This is a genomic window from Bacillus sp. ISO11 (assembly GCF_003458115.1).
In the GTDB taxonomy this organism is placed as follows: Bacteria; Bacillota; Bacilli; order Bacillales; family Bacillaceae_G; genus Bacillus_A; species Bacillus_A cereus.
Genome location: NZ_QXCO01000001.1, coordinates 159,668 through 176,928, shown reverse-complemented (window position 1 = coordinate 176,928; position 17,261 = coordinate 159,668). Strand labels below are relative to the sequence as shown.

Below are 17,261 nucleotides of genomic sequence, written 5' to 3'. Positions count from 1 at the left end.
TATAACTATAATAGTACACGATTTATTTAGCTACGTATGGAAGTGGGAGGGACGAGTGTGAAGAATAAAAATAAAAGTTCAACAGTTGGAAAACCGTTGTTATATATCACGCAAGTAAGTTTAGAACTTGCTGCACCGAAAATAAAAAGGATTATCCTGACAAACTTTGAAAATGAAGATCAAAAAGAGAAAAGTAATAGACAAGAAAATATTGTAAGAAGTGCTGTGGAAGAGGTAATAGAACAAGAACAACAAGAAGAGCAGCAAGTGGAAGAAAAAATAGAAGAAGAAAAAGAAGAACACATAGAACAAGAAGAGCAAGAACCAGAACCAGTAAGAACTGTCCCGTATAATAAATCATTTAAGGATATGAATAATGATGAAAAAATTCATTTTTTACTAAACCGCCCTCATTACATTCCGAAAGTAAGATGCAGAATAAAAACAGCTACAGTCTCATATGTTGGATCGATCATATCGTATCGTCATGGCATTGTATCTATTATGCCGCAAAATAGTATGAGAGATATTAGGTTGTCTATAGATGATATCCAATCGATTAGTATGGCCGGTTTTTAAATATGTAAAGGTGGTAGAAAGCTTCTACCACCCCAATAGTTTTTTAGTTTACTTTACGATAGAAACGTCGCGTAAGCATTGAATCGCACAGAAACAGCTTAAATCAACAGTAATGCAAGTAGTTGTAGATATTAATCTTGCATTTGGTACAGCTAAAAACGTACAAATTGGATCGTCACCAGGTGGTACCGGAGTACCGTCACCTAATACTACAGTTAATACACGTAGCACAGCACAGCTATCATCATCTACACTTTCCACACGGAAAATTGGAGATCGGCAGCTAGTAAGGCTTGAAGATGGTGCAAATGCTTCAAAAGGTTCTCCAGTTTTTGTGTATAAAATAAAAGGGCGTGTATTTGCTACTGATGCAGTATTGTGTGCACCTAAAAATGGGATTTCACAACCAGATCCACATGTTGTTGTAGAACAATCTTGTAATTCATTGATGAATTTTACAACGTCAACTACACAATGAGAAGAGCCATGGTGTTTATTTTCGTTACAACTCATTAATGTCACTCCTTATCTTCTTGTTTGTATTTACATTAATAAGATATTGGAGTCGAGGAGATTTGGTCACAATCTCAAGACCTTTTTTTTTAAATAGGCGAAAGAGGATAAGGGTAGGTGGAATTATGCTGTTTACAAGCTGGCTTTTATTTTTTATTTTTGCGTTAGCTGCTTTTAGGCTCACTCGTTTAATTGTTTATGATAAAATTACAGCCTTTTTGCGAAGACCATTTATTGATGAATTAGAGATTACGGAGCCGGATGGAAGTGTATCAACGTTTACAAAAGTGAAAGGTAATGGATTAAGAAAGTGGATTGGCGAATTATTAAGCTGTTATTGGTGTACAGGTGTATGGGTTAGTGCTTTTTTATTAGTCTTATATAATTGGATCCCTATCGTTGCGGAACCGTTACTTGCATTATTAGCTATTGCAGGAGCAGCAGCCATCATTGAAACAATTACAGGATATTTTATGGGAGAATAATATATTTTCATAATACGAGAAAAAGCGGAGTTTAAAAGAATGAGGGAACGGAAATAAAGAGTTGTTCATATAGTAAATAGACAGAATTGACAGTAGAGGAGATGTTTGCTGTGAGCAATAATCCAAGGCAGAATTCATATGACCTGCAGCAGTGGTATCATATACAGCAACAACACCAAGCACAACAACAGGCATATCAAGAACAATTACAACAACAAGGATTTGTGAAGAAAAAGGGATGCAATTGCGGGAAAAAGAAGAACACAATAAAACAATATGAAGAATGAAACACTCATGCTACTGTGAGTGTTTTTTATTATGTATAAAAAGCGGTATTTCTGTATTAGAAATACCGCTTTTTACTAGCTAATTTGTGCAACTGTTAATGCTGCCGCACGGATGTCTACAGTTCCAATTAACTCAACTGGCACAATTTGAATTAAGTCACCAGGATTTAAGTTAATAAGAATAACACCACTGGATACATCTACTTCACCAGTACCAATAACGTTAGAACGAACTGCTGTACCTGATCCAGGAATAATGTTAGCTGGTGTATTTAATGATAAGAAGAAACGACCAGCTTCTGGTGCAGTAGGTACGTTATCAAGACTAATTGTTAATGTATAACTAATTTGATAAATACCAGCTCGTAGAATTCGAATGCCATCTCCGACACTTACTGTATCGTTGATTACAGGAACAGTAATATTTGGGTTTGGACTTACACTAGGTAATAGTAGTGGTGTAAATAGTGAAGCGAACTGAGGTGCAGAAGCATTGAAAGCAAAACCAAAGGCAGGTAGTGTACTAGCTGGTTTTGCCTCGCAATCGATTTTAGTAAATTCGCAATCAGAAGAGAACATGTTTTTCACTCCTTTATCTGTTTCTACTTTCAGTTAATGAAAAGGACAGGTTCTATGTTCTAGACAAGTTCCCAATTTTAAGAAATTTACATAAGAATACTCTTTAAGCATGGATTGGGTGGCAGAATTATCTGCCACCCAATCCATGCTTAACTCATTATTTAGTTTTAAATAGAAACATCACGTAAGCATTGAATAGCGCAGAAGCAACTTAAATCAACAGTAATGCAAGTGGAGGTTGATATTAGTCTTGCATTTGGTACAGCTAAAAACGTACAGATTGGGTCGTCACCAGGTGGTACAGCGGTACCATCACCTAAAACTACAGTTAATACACGCAATACAGCACAGTCATCATCATCTATACTTTCTACGCGGAAAATGGGAGAACGGCAACTAGTAAGGCTTGAAGATGGTGCAAATGCTTCAAAAGGTTCTCCAGTTTTTGTGTATAAAATAAAAGGACGTGTATTCGCTACTGATGCATTGTTATGTGCACCTAAAAATGGAACTTCGCAACCAGATCCACATGTTGTCGTTGCACATTCTTGTAGTTCATGTATAAAACGAACGACATTCGATACACAGTTGAAATCACACTCATGTTGATGATCTTCATTACAATTGCAGCTCATTATGTTCACTCCTTCTCGTGAGTTCTGACATACACTATTACAATATGAGTGGGATATGGCTGATATTACGTTAATTCTTACGATAAAAACAAGGAATTTATATAGGAGGGATGTACATAGCGTGATATAAAAAAAGACATCCTTATTTAGTGGATGTCTTTTCAGGTAAATCTTTTCGCACAGTATATAAAAAACGAGATATATCTAATTTCTTTCCTCTGAAAAATTGCGGAGAAGAAATGTAAAGTTCTTCTTTCGCACGTGTAATGGCGACATACAGTAACCGGCGTTCTTCTTCTAACGCTTCAGAAGTTTCCGTAACACGATCATTTGCATCTTTTAAAGAAGAAGTATGGGGCAGGATTCCATCACTCGCTCCAAGTAAAAAGACACATGGAAATTCAAGGCCTTTTGCGTTATGAATTGACATAAGTGAAACGGCATCTTTTTGCGGCATTGTTTTTAATGCTTCCATTTCTTTTTGACCTTGAATCGCCTCGTCGATAAATTGTAAATAAGCTGGAATATCGGTGAAACGAGTGGCAGACTCCATTAATTCTTCCAACATTTCTTCTTGTATGTCTTTATGCATTGTAAAGGAAGAACGATCGTTACTTTGCAAGTACTCTAAATATTTTCCTTTACCATGAATGATTTCTTTTAATGCTTTTTTCGGTTCTAATTCTTTTATAAATTTAATAAAATCGATGCGCTCATTTACCTTTTTCACTTGAAAAGGTTTTAAGCTTGGATTTAATAGTAAGAAATGAAGAAGAGAAGGGAAGCGCCCCTCACCATATTTCCATTGTTCACGTTCAATAAATGAAATACAATCATCACGTCCGATATACATCGTCGGTAATATGTTTGAAAGTGATTCTAGTCGAAACGGCTCAATCACAAGTCGTAGATGATCTAATACAGGCTTAATTAAAGAATGTTCATAAAATGATTGGCTCGCTCCGTGTTTAATAAACGGGATTTTATGGATGGTAAGCTGATCAAGTAACGAACGACTTACAGAATGTGTGCGATACAGTAAACAAAAATCTTTAAAGTTACGTTCACCACTCTCTACTTTTTCTTGAATAAGCTGCAAAATTTGATTTGCTTCATCAAGAGTCGTAGCAGGTCTTGCATAAAAAGGTTGTACACCTTCCTCACGAACAGAGTATAGCTCTTTATCAAAACGTTCTTGATTTAATTTTATAACTTCATTTCCAAGCCCGACGATAAAGGGATTGGATCGATAATTCGTATTTAGTGCAATGATTGTTGTGTTATCAAATTCTTTTGGAAAAGATAAAATAATTTGGTGACTTGCTCCTCGCCAGCCGTATATCGCCTGGTCGTCATCACCTGCGATAAATAAATTATTTCTTGGCGTGGCTAACAATTTTACAATTTCATATTGTGCATAGGATGTATCTTGAAACTCATCTACTTCAATGTAGTGAAAACGTTGTTGTAATTGAGTTAGTAAAGGAGCATTATTTTCTAACATATAATATGTTTCCAATAAGATGTCATCGAAATCAATATAATTGTATCTTTGTTTTACCTCTTCAAAACGTTCGTATACTTCTTTAAATTCTTGTTCGACTGGTGTTTTCGCTTTTACATCTTTCGGACGATTTAATTTGTTTTTCTCAAGTGAAATCATCGCGAGCATCGTTTCCGCATCGTAATCGTCTTTTAAACGCAATTCTTTTAAAATTTTTTTTATCATAATTTGTTTATGTTTTTCATTTGCTAAAATTTGCTGATTATACCCTTGGCTACGAAGCAATTTTAAGAAAACAGAGTGGAATGTACCAGCAACAACGTAACTACTTGCTGCATGATTCATACCCGGTAACTTCGCAACACGACTTCGTATTTCTTCAGCTGCTTTTTGTGTAAATGTAAGTAATAAAATATTTCGTGGATGAACTTGTTTTACATTTACTAAATAACCTACGCGAGTTGTTAAAACAGATGTTTTTCCGCTTCCGGCACCAGCTAGTGTAAGAACAGGACCTTCTGTTGTACGCACGGCTTCTAATTGTTTTTCGTTTAAAAAAACATTTTGTTGTTCGAGAGCGCGGAAATAAGCCGCATCTACATCTTCTTCCATGATTAAATGGGTAGATGTTTTGGGAATATGATATGTCGCACGCGGAATATCAGCGTGTGTTAACGATTTTTGTGAAAATTTTTCTTGTGTCATATGTTCACCTTCAAAACTATAGCATCAACATTTAACTTTAGCGGAAGAAAAAGAAAATAGCAATGTAAAAAAACAGGAGGGATCACCTCCTGCTTTCAAATTACAATTCTTTTATCATTACGACGTGCGGGATATTAGCTTCCATAAATACATCAGAACTCGTTACATATCCAAGTTTTTTATAGAAATCTTCAGCATGTGTTTGAGCGTGAAGTTTCAATTTCGGTAGCGAATTTTCTTTTGCATACGCTTCAAGCGAATCCATAACAATTTTTCCGATGCCTTTTTTACGATGGGAATTTAGCACGCAAATGCGTTCCATTTTTCCTATACCATCAAGGGTGCGAAAACGTCCAGCACCAACTGGAACATCATTGTCATATATAACAACGTGTGTTGAAGTTTCTTCAAACTCATCGTACTCTTCTTCAGCAGAGACACGTTGTTCATTTACAAACACTTGTTTACGTACAGAGAATGCATCTCTTAGTTGTTCGTCCGTTTGTACAATCTGTGCGTGCAAATTAGTTGTTCCCCTTTCCAAGACGGAATGTTTCGTGTACAGTCCATGTTCCATTTTCTAATTGATATAAAAGATGGAAACGATCAATTGGTTGTTCGTAATAGAAATCTTTCATACGTAATCGGCCCAACACATCAGCATGCTCTGCATCTGATAAGCCTTGTCCGATTGTTAAATGAGGTACGAAAGCATATTCGCGTTCTTGCGTGAATAACCCGCTATGCATTTCTTCATTTAAGAAAGTAAGTTCAGGTGTTTTTTCTACTTTAAAGTAAAGGACGTTATTAACAGGTGCGAATGAACCAACTTTCCCAACATGAAGGGTGAAAGGGTTCGTTTTACTTGCGATTGTATGTAACTCGTTTACAATCGACTCTAATTGTTCATCTTGCGCCTCAAAGGGTGTTTTCAATGTAATATGTGGCGGAACTAATGCGTAGTGCGGGTCATAACGTTTACGCAATCCGTTCGCTTTATCTTGAATCATTTTAGATGGAAAAATTACAATGCCTAATTTCATGTTCCAATTCCTCCCTTTGTAAGTCTAGTTAGATTTTGAGATAAATAAATCTCTTTATCTATTATATCAAATTATTCTGAATACTGCTCTCTATTATTTCATTGATAGAATATGAGAGAAGGCTTTCGGTAAATCAGTCTGCCAATATTTCCAAGTATGATTGCCTTCAAATTCCTCATAATGCGTGATGAAGTTTCTATCTGTAAGAAGCGTATTTAACTCACGGTTCGGCCCTACGAAATCAGATACTTGTCCATCAGTACGCTTTACAGCCGTTTCTTCTGTACCGATGACGTGATACAGTTCTAACGCCTGTGGATCTTTGAATTCTTTTGCTAAGTTCATCACTGTCTCATCCACAAATGGTGATTGCATAACGACTTTACCGAATGTATGCGGATACATAAGTGCAGTCATAAAGGAAACTGTTCCGCCAAGAGAATCACCAATTAAAACACGACCTTTTCCCATTTGGTACGTTGGATAATTTTCATCAATATATGGTGCAAGTTCATGAGCAAGGAAACGAATATATGCAGCATTTTTTACTTCATTTGGGAAATATTTTTCTTTACGATCATGTACATTTTTATATGGAATACCGACAATAATTGTACGGTCAATTTCTTCGGTTTCACGAAGGCGCTCAATTACACGGTGCGCTTTACCAAGCTGAAAATAATCTCTACCATCTTGTGCAATTACAACTGTATGTTTGTGCAGTGGTGTGTAATTTACTGGTAAATAAACGAGAAGTGTAACATCTTCTTGAAGTGATGCGCTATAAAATGAAATTTCTTCAATTCTCCCTATTGTTTGACTCATGTAGATCCCCCTAAATAAAAATTTACTGTAACGATTGTAAGAGCGACGCTTGTAGTGAAAAGGAAAGAAATATTCACTAATTGGTGCCTTAATTTCTATTTTACCATAATGGTACGAAGAATCTAAAAAATTAGTATTTAAGTTGCGAAAGAAAACGGATATAATGAAGTGGGATTTTTGACAGGTGAGAGGGGAGACAGGATTTGAAACAAGAAAAATCAATCGCACTACCATTAGCAATTTCTATAATTGCCATTTCCTTTGCAGCAGTTTTTGTAAAGATGTCCTCAGCACCATCTTCAATATTAAGTATGTACCGCTTATGGATTATCGTACTTATTATGCTGCCTATCGTATGGAAAAAAAGAGAGGAATTTAATAGGATTCAAATGAAAGATTGGGGCTTTTTAATTGGATCTGGTTTCTTTTTAGCACTGCATTTTCTTTTATGGTTTGAATCTTTAAAGCATACAACAGTTGCTAGTTCAACAATTATTTTGGCACTTCAACCAATCGTATCTTTAGTTGGAGGTTTTTTTCTATTTAAAGAAAGAACAACATATTCAGCCATTGCAACGATGGGAATCGCTATTTTAGGAGTAATGTGCATTGGTTGGGGAGATTTAGGTTTAAGTAAGCAAGCAATTTATGGTGACATATTATCCTTTCTAAGTGTAATAGCGGTTGTCGGTTATTTATTTATCGGGCAAACGACAGTGAAGAAAGTATCGCACTGGATTTATAGCTTTACAGTCTTTGCGTTTGCAGGTCTTTTTATGGGGATTTATAATGTTATATTACAAGTACCCTTTACAGGTTATACGAAGTGGGATTGGACTGTTTTTCTTTTACTTGCGGTTGTGCCGACAGTGTCACATGTAATTAATAACTGGCTATTAAATTATGTAAATGCAACGACAATTTCAATGAGTATTTTAGGAGAACCTGTTGGAGCATCTATACTTGCGTTCTTCTTACTTGGAGAAAAATTAAATGCAATGCAAATGATCGGTAGCATGCTCGTATTGTTTGGTGTATCTGTTTTCTTAATGCAGCAACAAAAGCGAACAGCAAAAAATGTCGTAAACGAGCCGGTGTATACACAGGAATTATAGTGTTAGGGGAGAAAAGAGAAGTTATGATACTTCTCTTTTTGTTTTATAGAAATGCGGGCGTAGAAGGGGGAGGAAAATGGAAGAGATATTAAAGAAGTATATGAATAGATTTACAACACTAAGTGAAGAAGAGCAGCAAATGATCCTCAGTGAATTACAAATTGAAGAATATAAAAAAGGAACAGTGCTCCTAAGACAAGGAAATGTTCCGTTAAAATGTTATTTTGTATTAAAAGGATGCGTTAGGCAACATAGTATAGATGAAGCAGGGAAAGAAGTTACATCAAATTTTTATACAGAAGAACAGGCAATTTCGAATTTCAACCATCATAAACAAGATAAATCTTCATCTTTTTTTATTAACCTTGTAAAAAGTAAAAACTAAAATATTGAAATCAAGTAAAAGAGTGGCTACGAAGCCACTCTTTTACTTTGGATTTGTCATATAAGGTTGTACATGAATGACACATAGGTCACGAAATTTGCCTTCAGCAGTTGTGACAATTACGACTGCTTTACCTGCACTTTTTCCAGTAATCGTCACGGTGTCACCTTTTGGATATATGGTGATGATATCAGAATTCATATTTGACCAAATAAGCTCTTTATTCGTTGCTTGTATTGGTAAAATGGAAGCTGATAACACAATGTTTTGTCCCGTTTTTATTTTTAATTTATGTTTTTCCATATGAACACCGATGACTGAAATAACAGAAGGAGCAATTGAAATTTTAGGCGGGTTAGGTTGCATGTTTAAACAAGACGCAGAAGTATTTGTGATAGGTGAAAATTTTCGTGTTTGTTGTTGCTGGAAAGCTGCTAACATGTTGGAGTCCCCTTTCTGTATAAGTGCTGATACTCATACTATAAAGGAGTAGTGTTATGTTAAATTTAACGAAACATAAAGAATTTGTTAAATTTGATAAAAAGATTGTCGAACTGTAAAAAATCTCTGCTGTTATGATAACAGCAGAGATTTTTTTATAAATTATGACGATGTTGTTTTTCGAAATCCTCAAATTGCTCTTTAACTTCTTTTGAAGGTTGTGTTAGTAAACTAACAATTACGATTACTAGTAAACTAATAGTAAAACCAGGAATCATTTCATATAAGAATTCTTTTAAGAATTTGAATTGAGTCCAAATAATGACTGTAGCGGCACCAGAAATCATACCAGCAAGTGCGCCCCACTTCGTCATGCGTTTCCAATATAAGCTTAATAAAATAGCAGGTCCGAATGAAGAACCAAATCCAGCCCAAGCGTACCCAACAAGAGCTAAAATCGTATCATTTTGTTTAAACGCTAATGCGCACCCAACTAAGGCAATAACAAGTACAGCCATACGACCGACAAATACAAGTTCTTTATCAGAAGCAGAACGTTTAAAGAATGTACGATATAAATCTTCTGTTATAGCGCTAGAAGTAACGAGTAATTGAGATGAAATTGTACTCATAATAGCTGCTAAAATAGCTGCTAATAAAAATCCAGTAATAAGTGGATGGAATAAAATTTTTCCGAGTTCAAGGAAAATTGTTTCTGGGTTAGATAATGTTAACTCTTGTTGTGAGTAGTAAGCAATACCGATAAGGCCAGTAAACATAGCTCCGACAACAGAGAAAATCATCCAGCTCATACCAATTCTTCGTGCGCTTTTAATTTCTTTTACAGAGGAAATCGCCATAAAGCGTACGATAATATGAGGTTGTCCAACATAACCAAGGCCCCATGCAAATAAAGAAATAATCCCTAAAGTAGAGGCACCTTTAAAAATATCTAAACGTGTTGGATCTACAGAACGAATTGTATCAAATGCAGGTCCCAGTCCGTTCGAATTCATAATTGTTACGATAGGAACAAGAATAAGAGCAACTACCATAATGATTCCTTGCACGAAGTCTGTCCAACTCACTGCTAAGAAACCACCAAATAATGTGTAAGCGACAACAACACCAGCTACAATGAATAATCCAACGTGGTAGTTCATACCAAATGAATTTTCAAATAATACAGCGCCTGAAACTAATCCTGAAGCTACATAGAAAGTAAAGAAAATCATAATAACAAGTCCAGATACTAAACGTAGCATATGAGATTTGTCGTGGAAACGGTGTTCCAAAAATTCTGGAATAGTAATAGAGTTATTTGCAATTTCTGAGTAGGTACGTAAGCGAGGAGCAACATAAAGCCAGTTTGCGTATGCGCCTAGTGTTAGGCCAATCGCAATCCAACTACTACTTAATCCAACGCTAAACATTGCACCTGGTAATCCCATTAAAAGCCAACCACTCATATCGGATGCTCCAGCACTTAATGCCGTTACTGCGGGGCCTAGTGTACGCCCGCCAAGCATATAATCTGTTAAGTTGGACGTTCGTTTATAGGCGAAATAGCCGATTACTAACATCCCGAGCATGTAAATAGAGATTGAAGTTAAAGTTAACATCTGCGTACTCATGTAGTTCCCCTTCCTTTTGTCATGTCTTTTGATGCGTTAATACCTGATTGATTCAACTAATAATCAGTGGGGATGAACACCCCCACTGATTAAAGTTTCACTTTATAATCTATCATGATTATTCTGAAAAATCCATATAGAAATACGAATTTTCAGAAATGTAAGCGTTTTTTGATGTCATTTTACTTTTTTAATATATAATATTCATACAAAAAACCTTATTTTTAATAGAGTATTTATTATATTTACATAAAAAGAGGTTGTTTTGTCAATATAATATTGAAAGGAAAGAAAAATAAAATTTTTGAAAAAGTATTGACTTGTGAAAAAAGTCAGGTCTATAATGAGTGCAACTTAAAAAAATGCAAGCGTTGATGAAGAAGAGTACACATGATGAACATGTCAGAGAGCTGATGGTTGGTGCGAATCAGTATGGAATTGATGTGGAATGGGCTTCGGAGCTTCCAAACCGAAACGAAAGAAGTAGGCTTTGGCGACATGATCTCATCGATACAAGAGACACGTATTGTTTTTGATACGGTAAAGTGCGTTACATTTGTAACGAATTAAGGTGGCACCACGGGAGTACCCGTCCTTTCTATAGGATGAGTACTCCCTTTTTGTGTATAAAAAATTAAATAAATGAAATCGTTTAAGTAAGAAGAGTACGTATATTGGAGACGTTACAGAGAGCCGGGAATAGGTGGGAGCCCGGTACGGTGCCATATACGGAATGGGCTTACGAGAGGTATGCTGAACAATTATTTTCAGTAGGCAACCCGGGTTCCGCCGTTACAAGGATAAGGTATAAATTTTGTACCTGAACAAAGCGGGATGCTTTTGCATCCAACACGAGGTGGTACCGCGGTATATTTATCGTCCTCTACATATTTTCGATATGTAGAGGACTTTTTTATTTTTCAGGGCGAGGTGAAGGACATGATGACGAAAGAAGAATTTATAAAACAAAAAAGAGAGAGAAAGACATTTTTAGTAATCACTGAAGAAGAAGGAGATAGCATTACGCCAATTTCTTTATATAGACGTATGAAAGGGAAGAAGAAATTCTTATTAGAAAGTTCACAGCTTCATCAAGATAAAGGGCGTTATTCTTACTTAGGATGTAATCCTTATGGAGAAGTGAAAAGCGTTGGTACGGAAGTGGAACGAACGATTTACGGCCGGGCAGAAAAGTTACAAGGTAACGTACTGCAAGTGTTAGAAGAAGTAATCGCACCATCACAAGTAGACAGTCCATTTCCATTTTGCGGAGGAGCAGTTGGTTATATTGGATATGATGTCATTCGGCAGTATGAAAACATTGGAGCGGATTTACACGACCCATTAAATATTCCGGAAGTACATCTTTTACTATATCGTGAGTTTATCGTTTACGATCATTTACGCCAAAAGTTGTCGTTTGTATATGTATGCAGGGAAGATGATTCAGCAGATTATGAGGAAGTATACGAAAGGATGCGAGTATACAAAGAGGAAGTGCTACAAGGAGAAGAAGCTGAAGTAAATGCAATACAATCCACATTATCATTTACTTCTTCTATAACGGAAAAAGAGTTTTGTGAGATGGTAGAAATGGCGAAAGAATATATAAGAGCGGGAGACATATTCCAAGTCGTACTATCACAGCGTTTACAAAGTGAATGTATTGGGGATCCATTCGGGTTATACCGAAAACTTCGAATTGCAAATCCATCACCATATATGTTCTATATCGATTTTCAAGATTATGTTGTACTCGGTTCTTCGCCGGAAAGTTTACTATCAGTAAGGGAGGATAAAGTGATGACGAATCCAATTGCTGGTACAAGGCCGAGGGGGAAAACGAAGAGGGAAGACGAGGAAATCGCAAAAGAACTGTTAGGCAATGAGAAAGAGCGAGCAGAGCATATGATGCTTGTAGATCTTGGGCGAAACGATATTGGTAGAGTGAGCGAAATCGGCTCGGTTACGATAGATAAATATATGAAAGTAGAAAAATACTCTCACGTTATGCACATTGTATCTGAAGTTTACGGAACATTGCGAAAACAAATGGGCGGATTTGATGCGTTAGCGTATTGCTTACCAGCAGGGACGGTTTCTGGAGCTCCGAAAATTAGAGCGATGGAAATTATAAATGAACTAGAGAATGAAAAAAGAAATGTATACGCTGGTGCAGTTGGATACGTTAGTTTTTCAGGAAATCTTGATATGGCGCTCGCCATTCGAACGATGGTCGTAAAGGATGAAAAAGCATACGTTCAAGCAGGAGCAGGAGTCGTTTACGATTCAGATCCAGTAGCTGAATATGAAGAAACATTAAATAAAGCGAGAGCGCTTTTGGAGGTAATGAAATGATTGTACTTATCGATAATTACGATTCGTTCACATATAACTTGTATCAACTGTTAGGCGAACATGAAGAAGAAATTGTAGTTGTAAGAAATGATGAAATAACGATAGAACAGTTAGAAGAGATGAATCCAAGAGGAATTGTACTTTCACCAGGACCAGGAAAACCAGAGGATGCTGGCATTTGTATCGACGTCATCCGTCATTTTTATAAGAACGTTCCCATATTAGGGATTTGTCTTGGCCACCAAGCGATCATAGCTGCATTTGGAGGAGACATTGTTAGAGCAGAACGTATTAAACATGGAAAAACATCGCGTGTGAAACATAACGGAATGTCAATCTTTTCATACGCTACACAGCCGTTAACGGCAATGCGCTATCATTCCCTTGTTGCAGAGCAAACGAGCTTGCCAGAGTGTTTTGACATATTAGCGACAGCGATGGACGACGGAGAAATAATGGCAGTCCGTCACAATTATTATCCGCTCTTCGGATTACAGTTTCATCCGGAATCAATCGCAACAGAAGAAGGCGGAAAGTTAATACGTGCCTTTTTAACAGAAGTAAAAGAGGAGGAAAGAGTATGAATAACTATCTTCGTAAATTAGTTGAGGGTCAACATTTAACAGAAGAGGAAATGTATAAAGCAGGATTACTTTTATTAAGTGAAAACATATTAGAAAGTGAAATTGCAGCTTTCTTAGTCTTACTGAAAGCGAAAGGTGAAACTGCAGAAGAAATATACGGTCTCGTTCGAGCTCTTCGCGAAAAGGCATTGCCGTTTTCGAACCATATACAAGGAGCAATGGATAATTGCGGGACGGGTGGCGATGGTGCTCAAACGTTTAATATTAGCACAACATCAGCATTCGTACTGGCAGGAGCAGGTGTAAAGGTTGCAAAACATGGTAATCGTGCTGTTTCTAGTAAAACAGGAAGTGCAGACTTATTAGAAGAACTCGGTGTAAATATTAGCAGTACGCCAAGCGAAATTGATTATTTACTAGAGCATGTAGGTATTGCATTTTTATTTGCACCAGCGATGCATCCAGCACTAAGGCGCATTATGAAAATAAGAAAAGAATTAAACGTACCGACGATCTTTAACTTAATTGGCCCTTTAACAAATCCAGTGAATTTAGAAACACAATTTGTCGGTATTTATAAACGAGATATGTTATTACCAGTTGCACAAGTATTACAAAAGTTAGGCCGGAAACAAGCGCTTGTCGTAAATGGAAGTGGTTTTTTAGATGAAGCATCATTACAAGGGGAAAATCACGTTGTCATTTTAAAAGATAATGAAATAGTTGAAACGAGTATTGAACCTGAGAAATACGGTTTCTCAATAGTGAACAATGAAGAGATTAGAGGCGGGGATTCGAAAGAAAATGCAAAGATTACAGTCGGCGTATTGAGCGGAGAAAAGAGTGTTTACCGCGATACCGTTTTATTAAATGCAGGTCTAGCTCTTTTCGCAAATGGAAAAACGGAAACGATTGAAGAAGGAATTAAACTCGCGGCACATAGCATCGATTCTGGAAAAGCATTAACCAAATTAAACTTATTAATTGCAGCAAGCAACGAAAAATTAGAAAGGGTGAACTAAAGTGGGGACGATTTTAGATAAAATTGTAGAACAGAAGAAAAAGGAAGTTACGGAGTTATATGAAATATATACACCAGTAAAAGCAAAAAGAAAGACACATTCACTTGTAGAAGCGTTACAGCAGTTTACTGTCATTGCAGAAGTAAAGCGAGCATCACCATCAAAAGGAGATATCAATTTACACGTTGATGTACGAAAACAAGTAAAAACATATGAAGAATGCGGCGCAGGAGCAGTTTCTGTTTTAACAGACGGTCAGTTTTTTAAAGGATCGTTTCATGATTTACAAACGGCGAGAGAAGAAAGTAACATTCCGCTTTTATGCAAAGATTTCATAATTGATAAAATTCAAATTGATAGAGCGTATGAAGCTGGCGCAGATATTATTTTACTAATCGTAGCGGCGTTAACGGAAGAGAAGTTAAAAGAGCTGTATAGTTACGTACTAGAAAAAGGATTAGAAGCAATTGTTGAAGTTCATGATGAGCAGGAATTAGAAATTGCGATTGTATTAAATCCGCACGTTATCGGTATTAACAACCGTAATTTAAAAACGTTTGAAGTGGATTTAAACCAAACGGAAAAGCTCGGGAAACGATTAAATGAGGAGAAATTACTTTGGATTAGCGAAAGCGGGATTCATTCAAAAGAGGATATTATTCGTGTTAAAAAAGCAGGAGCAAAAGGTGTATTAGTTGGGGAAGCGCTTATGACATCATCTTCTATTCGTACCTTTTTTGAAGATTGTAAGGTGAACATATGAAAGTGAAAATTTGCGGCATCACTGATATGGAAACAGCAAAACGTGCTTGCGAATACGGAGCAGATGCACTCGGATTTGTTTTTGCAGAAAGTAAACGGAAAATTACTCTGGAGCAGGCGAAAGAAATTATTACGGAACTTCCGGCACACGTGTTAAAGGTTGGTGTTTTCGTAAATGAATCAGTAGAGGTAATCCAGAAAATTGCAGATGAATGCGGGTTAACGCATGTGCAACTACATGGGGATGAAGATAATCATCAAATTAAGAGATTGAATATTCGGTCTATAAAAGCTCTCGGAGTAACTTCAGAGGCCGATATGAAAAACGCTCAAGCATATGAAACGGATTATATATTGTTTGATAGCCCAAAAGAAAAGTTTCACGGTGGAAATGGAAAGAATTTTTCATGGGAACTACTCACACATATGCCAAAAGAGTTGCGAGAGAAAACGATATTAGCTGGTGGATTAAACGCTCTTAATATAGAAGAAGCAATTCGAACTGTTCGGCCATATATGGTCGATGTGAGCAGCGGAGTAGAGACAGAAGGAAAGAAAGATGTAGAGAAAATAAAACAATTTATTATAAAAGCGAAGGAGTGTTCCAAATGAACTACGCATATCCAGATGAAAAAGGACATTACGGTATATACGGAGGACGATACGTTCCAGAAACGTTAATGCAATCTGTACTAGAACTAGAAGAAGCATATAAAGAAGCGATGCAAGATGAGGCGTTTCAAAAGGAATTAAATCATTATTTAAAAACGTACGTCGGAAGAGAAACACCGCTATATTATGCTGATAATATGACGAAGTATTGCGGCGGTGCAAAAATTTATTTAAAACGTGAAGATTTGAACCATACAGGAGCTCATAAAATTAACAATACAATCGGTCAGGCACTACTTGCAGTACGAATGGGCAAGAAAAAAGTTGTCGCTGAAACAGGAGCTGGGCAACACGGAGTGGCAACAGCTACTGTATGTGCTCTACTCGGATTAGAATGCGTCATCTTTATGGGAGAAGAAGATGTGAGACGTCAAAAATTAAATGTGTTCCGAATGGAATTACTCGGAGCGAAAGTAGAAAGTGTAGCGGCAGGTAGCGGTACATTAAAAGATGCGGTAAACGAGGCGCTTCGTTACTGGGTTTCACATGTGCATGATACGCACTACATTATGGGATCTGTTCTCGGACCACATCCATTCCCGCAAATTGTACGTGATTTCCAAAGTGTAATTGGAAATGAAACGAAAAAACAATATGAGGCGTTAGAAGGAAAGTTACCAGAAGCAGTCGTTGCTTGTATTGGAGGTGGTAGTAATGCAATGGGGATGTTTTATCCGTTCGTACACGATGAAGAAGTTGCTCTTTACGGCGTAGAAGCAGCTGGAAAAGGCGTTCATACAGAAAAGCATGCAGCAACTTTAACGAAAGGAAGCGTTGGTGTCCTGCACGGATCAATGATGTATCTTCTGCAAAATGAAGAAGGGCAAATTCAAGAAGCACACTCTATTTCAGCAGGACTTGATTATCCAGGTGTTGGTCCAGAACATAGTTTGCTAAAAGATATTGGCCGCGTTTCTTATCAGTCGATAACAGACGAAGAAGCATTAGAAGCATTTCAATTATTAACGAAAAAAGAAGGCATTATCCCGGCGTTAGAAAGTTCACATGCTGTCGCATACGCATTAAAATTAGCGCCGCAAATGAAGACAGACGAAGGGCTTGTCATTTGTTTATCAGGCCGCGGGGATAAAGATGTAGAGAGTATAAAACGTTATATGGAAGAGGTGTAAAAA

Annotated in this window: 19 protein-coding genes, 1 pseudogene and 2 other annotated features; of the genes and pseudogenes, 11 read left to right on the top strand and 9 right to left on the bottom strand. The window is 36.8% G+C overall.

The annotated features are described in order from the left end of the window. Positions 1 to 36 precede the first annotated feature (36 nt). Positions 37 to 579 carry a spore coat CotO family protein gene (locus D1166_RS00955; protein ID WP_002196304.1) on the top strand — a complete coding sequence of 181 codons (543 nt, stop codon included), beginning with the start codon at positions 37 to 39 and terminating at the stop codon, positions 577 to 579. Between the two features lie 48 nt (positions 580 to 627). Here the strand turns inward: D1166_RS00955 and exsY are convergent, their stop codons facing one another. Continuing rightward, a complete protein-coding gene (gene exsY, locus D1166_RS00950) occupies positions 628 to 1,092 on the bottom strand; it encodes an exosporium assembly protein ExsY (RefSeq protein ID WP_001277743.1) in 465 nt (154 codons plus the stop codon). 125 nt (positions 1,093 to 1,217) lie between these two features. Between exsY and D1166_RS00945 the strand changes: the two genes are divergently transcribed. Both D1166_RS00945 and D1166_RS00940 read left to right on the top strand, forming a co-directional pair. Next, positions 1,218 to 1,577, top strand: coding sequence for a DUF1360 domain-containing protein (locus tag D1166_RS00945; protein WP_000899664.1), 360 nt, complete (start codon positions 1,218 to 1,220; stop codon positions 1,575 to 1,577). A 101-nt stretch (positions 1,578 to 1,678) separates the two neighbouring features. Further along, positions 1,679 to 1,864 (top strand): hypothetical protein, encoded by a 186-nt coding sequence (locus tag D1166_RS00940; protein ID WP_029948404.1) that lies wholly within the window; start codon positions 1,679 to 1,681, stop codon positions 1,862 to 1,864. 75 nt (positions 1,865 to 1,939) lie between these two features. Here the strand turns inward: D1166_RS00940 and exsF are convergent, their stop codons facing one another. From exsF to D1166_RS00910, 6 genes are all read right to left on the bottom strand, one after another. After that, positions 1,940 to 2,443, bottom strand: coding sequence for an exosporium protein ExsF (exsF, locus tag D1166_RS00935; protein ID WP_000492942.1), 504 nt, complete (start codon positions 2,441 to 2,443; stop codon positions 1,940 to 1,942). A gap of 167 nt (positions 2,444 to 2,610) precedes the next feature. Continuing rightward, positions 2,611 to 3,078 (bottom strand): spore coat protein CotY, encoded by a 468-nt coding sequence (cotY, locus tag D1166_RS00930; RefSeq protein ID WP_001277719.1) that lies wholly within the window; start codon positions 3,076 to 3,078, stop codon positions 2,611 to 2,613. Between the two features lie 142 nt (positions 3,079 to 3,220). Beyond that, on the bottom strand, positions 3,221 to 5,287 hold the full coding sequence (locus D1166_RS00925) for an ATP-dependent helicase (RefSeq protein WP_000191204.1): 2,067 nt from the start codon (positions 5,285 to 5,287) through the stop codon (positions 3,221 to 3,223). A 100-nt stretch (positions 5,288 to 5,387) separates the two neighbouring features. Beyond that, a complete protein-coding gene (locus D1166_RS00920; RefSeq protein WP_000543307.1) occupies positions 5,388 to 5,810 on the bottom strand; it encodes a GNAT family N-acetyltransferase in 423 nt (140 codons plus the stop codon). A gap of 1 nt (position 5,811) precedes the next feature. Further along, complete coding sequence (locus D1166_RS00915; protein WP_000765863.1) at positions 5,812 to 6,330, bottom strand: YjcG family protein; 519 nt, start codon at positions 6,328 to 6,330, stop codon at positions 5,812 to 5,814. Between the two features lie 93 nt (positions 6,331 to 6,423). Next, complete coding sequence (locus D1166_RS00910; protein ID WP_000084013.1) at positions 6,424 to 7,155, bottom strand: alpha/beta hydrolase; 732 nt, start codon at positions 7,153 to 7,155, stop codon at positions 6,424 to 6,426. A gap of 203 nt (positions 7,156 to 7,358) precedes the next feature. On the opposite strand from D1166_RS00910, the gene D1166_RS00905 reads away from it, so the two are divergent. Continuing rightward, the gene (locus tag D1166_RS00905) at positions 7,359 to 8,270 is read left to right on the top strand and encodes a DMT family transporter (RefSeq protein WP_000806941.1); all 912 of its coding nucleotides are present in this window, start codon (positions 7,359 to 7,361) and stop codon (positions 8,268 to 8,270) included. A 76-nt stretch (positions 8,271 to 8,346) separates the two neighbouring features. Then, a pseudogene (locus tag D1166_RS00900) lies at positions 8,347 to 8,619 on the top strand (Crp/Fnr family transcriptional regulator); the annotation flags it as partial. Positions 8,620 to 8,697: 78 nt separating this feature from the next. Here the strand turns inward: D1166_RS00900 and D1166_RS00895 are convergent. Next, entirely contained in the window at positions 8,698 to 9,096 is a 399-nt protein-coding gene (locus D1166_RS00895) for an Ig-like domain-containing protein (RefSeq protein WP_000878734.1), read from the bottom strand. A 155-nt stretch (positions 9,097 to 9,251) separates the two neighbouring features. Further along, positions 9,252 to 10,730: a sodium/proline symporter PutP gene (putP, locus tag D1166_RS00890; RefSeq protein WP_000107205.1), complete on the bottom strand. Its 1,479-nt coding sequence runs from the start codon at positions 10,728 to 10,730 to the stop codon at positions 9,252 to 9,254. Positions 10,731 to 11,092: 362 nt separating this feature from the next. Continuing rightward, positions 11,093 to 11,330 (top strand) — a binding site (T-box leader). Positions 11,331 to 11,372: 42 nt separating this feature from the next. Beyond that, positions 11,373 to 11,617, top strand: a binding site (T-box leader). A gap of 52 nt (positions 11,618 to 11,669) precedes the next feature. Between putP and trpE the strand changes: the two genes are divergently transcribed. Genes trpE through trpB form a run of 6 tightly spaced genes read left to right on the top strand, consistent with a single transcriptional unit; the run spans position 11,670 to position 17,258 of the window. Continuing rightward, positions 11,670 to 13,088 (top strand): anthranilate synthase component I, encoded by a 1,419-nt coding sequence (trpE, locus tag D1166_RS00880; RefSeq protein ID WP_118043228.1) that lies wholly within the window; start codon positions 11,670 to 11,672, stop codon positions 13,086 to 13,088. Beyond that, complete coding sequence (locus tag D1166_RS00875; RefSeq protein ID WP_000636317.1) at positions 13,085 to 13,672, top strand: aminodeoxychorismate/anthranilate synthase component II; 588 nt, start codon at positions 13,085 to 13,087, stop codon at positions 13,670 to 13,672. Before trpE ends, D1166_RS00875 begins: the two co-directional genes overlap by 4 nt. Next, positions 13,669 to 14,694, top strand: coding sequence for an anthranilate phosphoribosyltransferase (gene trpD, locus D1166_RS00870; protein ID WP_030024037.1), 1,026 nt, complete (start codon positions 13,669 to 13,671; stop codon positions 14,692 to 14,694). Before D1166_RS00875 ends, trpD begins: the two co-directional genes overlap by 4 nt. A gap of 1 nt (position 14,695) precedes the next feature. After that, entirely contained in the window at positions 14,696 to 15,457 is a 762-nt protein-coding gene (trpC, locus tag D1166_RS00865; protein WP_097855586.1) for an indole-3-glycerol phosphate synthase TrpC, read from the top strand. After that, positions 15,454 to 16,068: a phosphoribosylanthranilate isomerase gene (locus D1166_RS00860; RefSeq protein WP_074626144.1), complete on the top strand. Its 615-nt coding sequence runs from the start codon at positions 15,454 to 15,456 to the stop codon at positions 16,066 to 16,068. The genes trpC and D1166_RS00860 overlap by 4 nt, the downstream gene beginning before the upstream one ends. Continuing rightward, positions 16,065 to 17,258: a tryptophan synthase subunit beta gene (gene trpB, locus D1166_RS00855; RefSeq protein ID WP_030024043.1), complete on the top strand. Its 1,194-nt coding sequence runs from the start codon at positions 16,065 to 16,067 to the stop codon at positions 17,256 to 17,258. The genes D1166_RS00860 and trpB overlap by 4 nt, the downstream gene beginning before the upstream one ends. The last annotated feature ends 3 nt before the right edge of the window (positions 17,259 to 17,261 follow it).

Coding starts and splice junctions, on each gene's coding strand:
- D1166_RS00955 (WP_002196304.1), top strand. CDS start 37: ATGGAAGTGGGAGGGACGAGTGTGAAGAATAAAAATAAAAGTTCAACA.
- exsY (WP_001277743.1), bottom strand. CDS start 1,092: ATGAGTTGTAACGAAAATAAACACCATGGCTCTTCTCATTGTGTAGTT.
- D1166_RS00945 (WP_000899664.1), top strand. CDS start 1,218: ATGCTGTTTACAAGCTGGCTTTTATTTTTTATTTTTGCGTTAGCTGCT.
- D1166_RS00940 (WP_029948404.1), top strand. CDS start 1,679: ATGTTTGCTGTGAGCAATAATCCAAGGCAGAATTCATATGACCTGCAG.
- exsF (WP_000492942.1), bottom strand. CDS start 2,443: ATGTTCTCTTCTGATTGCGAATTTACTAAAATCGATTGCGAGGCAAAA.
- cotY (WP_001277719.1), bottom strand. CDS start 3,078: ATGAGCTGCAATTGTAATGAAGATCATCAACATGAGTGTGATTTCAAC.
- D1166_RS00925 (WP_000191204.1), bottom strand. CDS start 5,287: ATGACACAAGAAAAATTTTCACAAAAATCGTTAACACACGCTGATATT.
- D1166_RS00915 (WP_000765863.1), bottom strand. CDS start 6,330: ATGAAATTAGGCATTGTAATTTTTCCATCTAAAATGATTCAAGATAAA.
- D1166_RS00910 (WP_000084013.1), bottom strand. CDS start 7,155: ATGAGTCAAACAATAGGGAGAATTGAAGAAATTTCATTTTATAGCGCA.
- D1166_RS00895 (WP_000878734.1), bottom strand. CDS start 9,096: ATGTTAGCAGCTTTCCAGCAACAACAAACACGAAAATTTTCACCTATC.
- putP (WP_000107205.1), bottom strand. CDS start 10,730: ATGAGTACGCAGATGTTAACTTTAACTTCAATCTCTATTTACATGCTC.
- trpE (WP_118043228.1), top strand. CDS start 11,670: ATGATGACGAAAGAAGAATTTATAAAACAAAAAAGAGAGAGAAAGACA.
- D1166_RS00875 (WP_000636317.1), top strand. CDS start 13,085: ATGATTGTACTTATCGATAATTACGATTCGTTCACATATAACTTGTAT.
- trpD (WP_030024037.1), top strand. CDS start 13,669: ATGAATAACTATCTTCGTAAATTAGTTGAGGGTCAACATTTAACAGAA.
- D1166_RS00860 (WP_074626144.1), top strand. CDS start 15,454: ATGAAAGTGAAAATTTGCGGCATCACTGATATGGAAACAGCAAAACGT.
- trpB (WP_030024043.1), top strand. CDS start 16,065: ATGAACTACGCATATCCAGATGAAAAAGGACATTACGGTATATACGGA.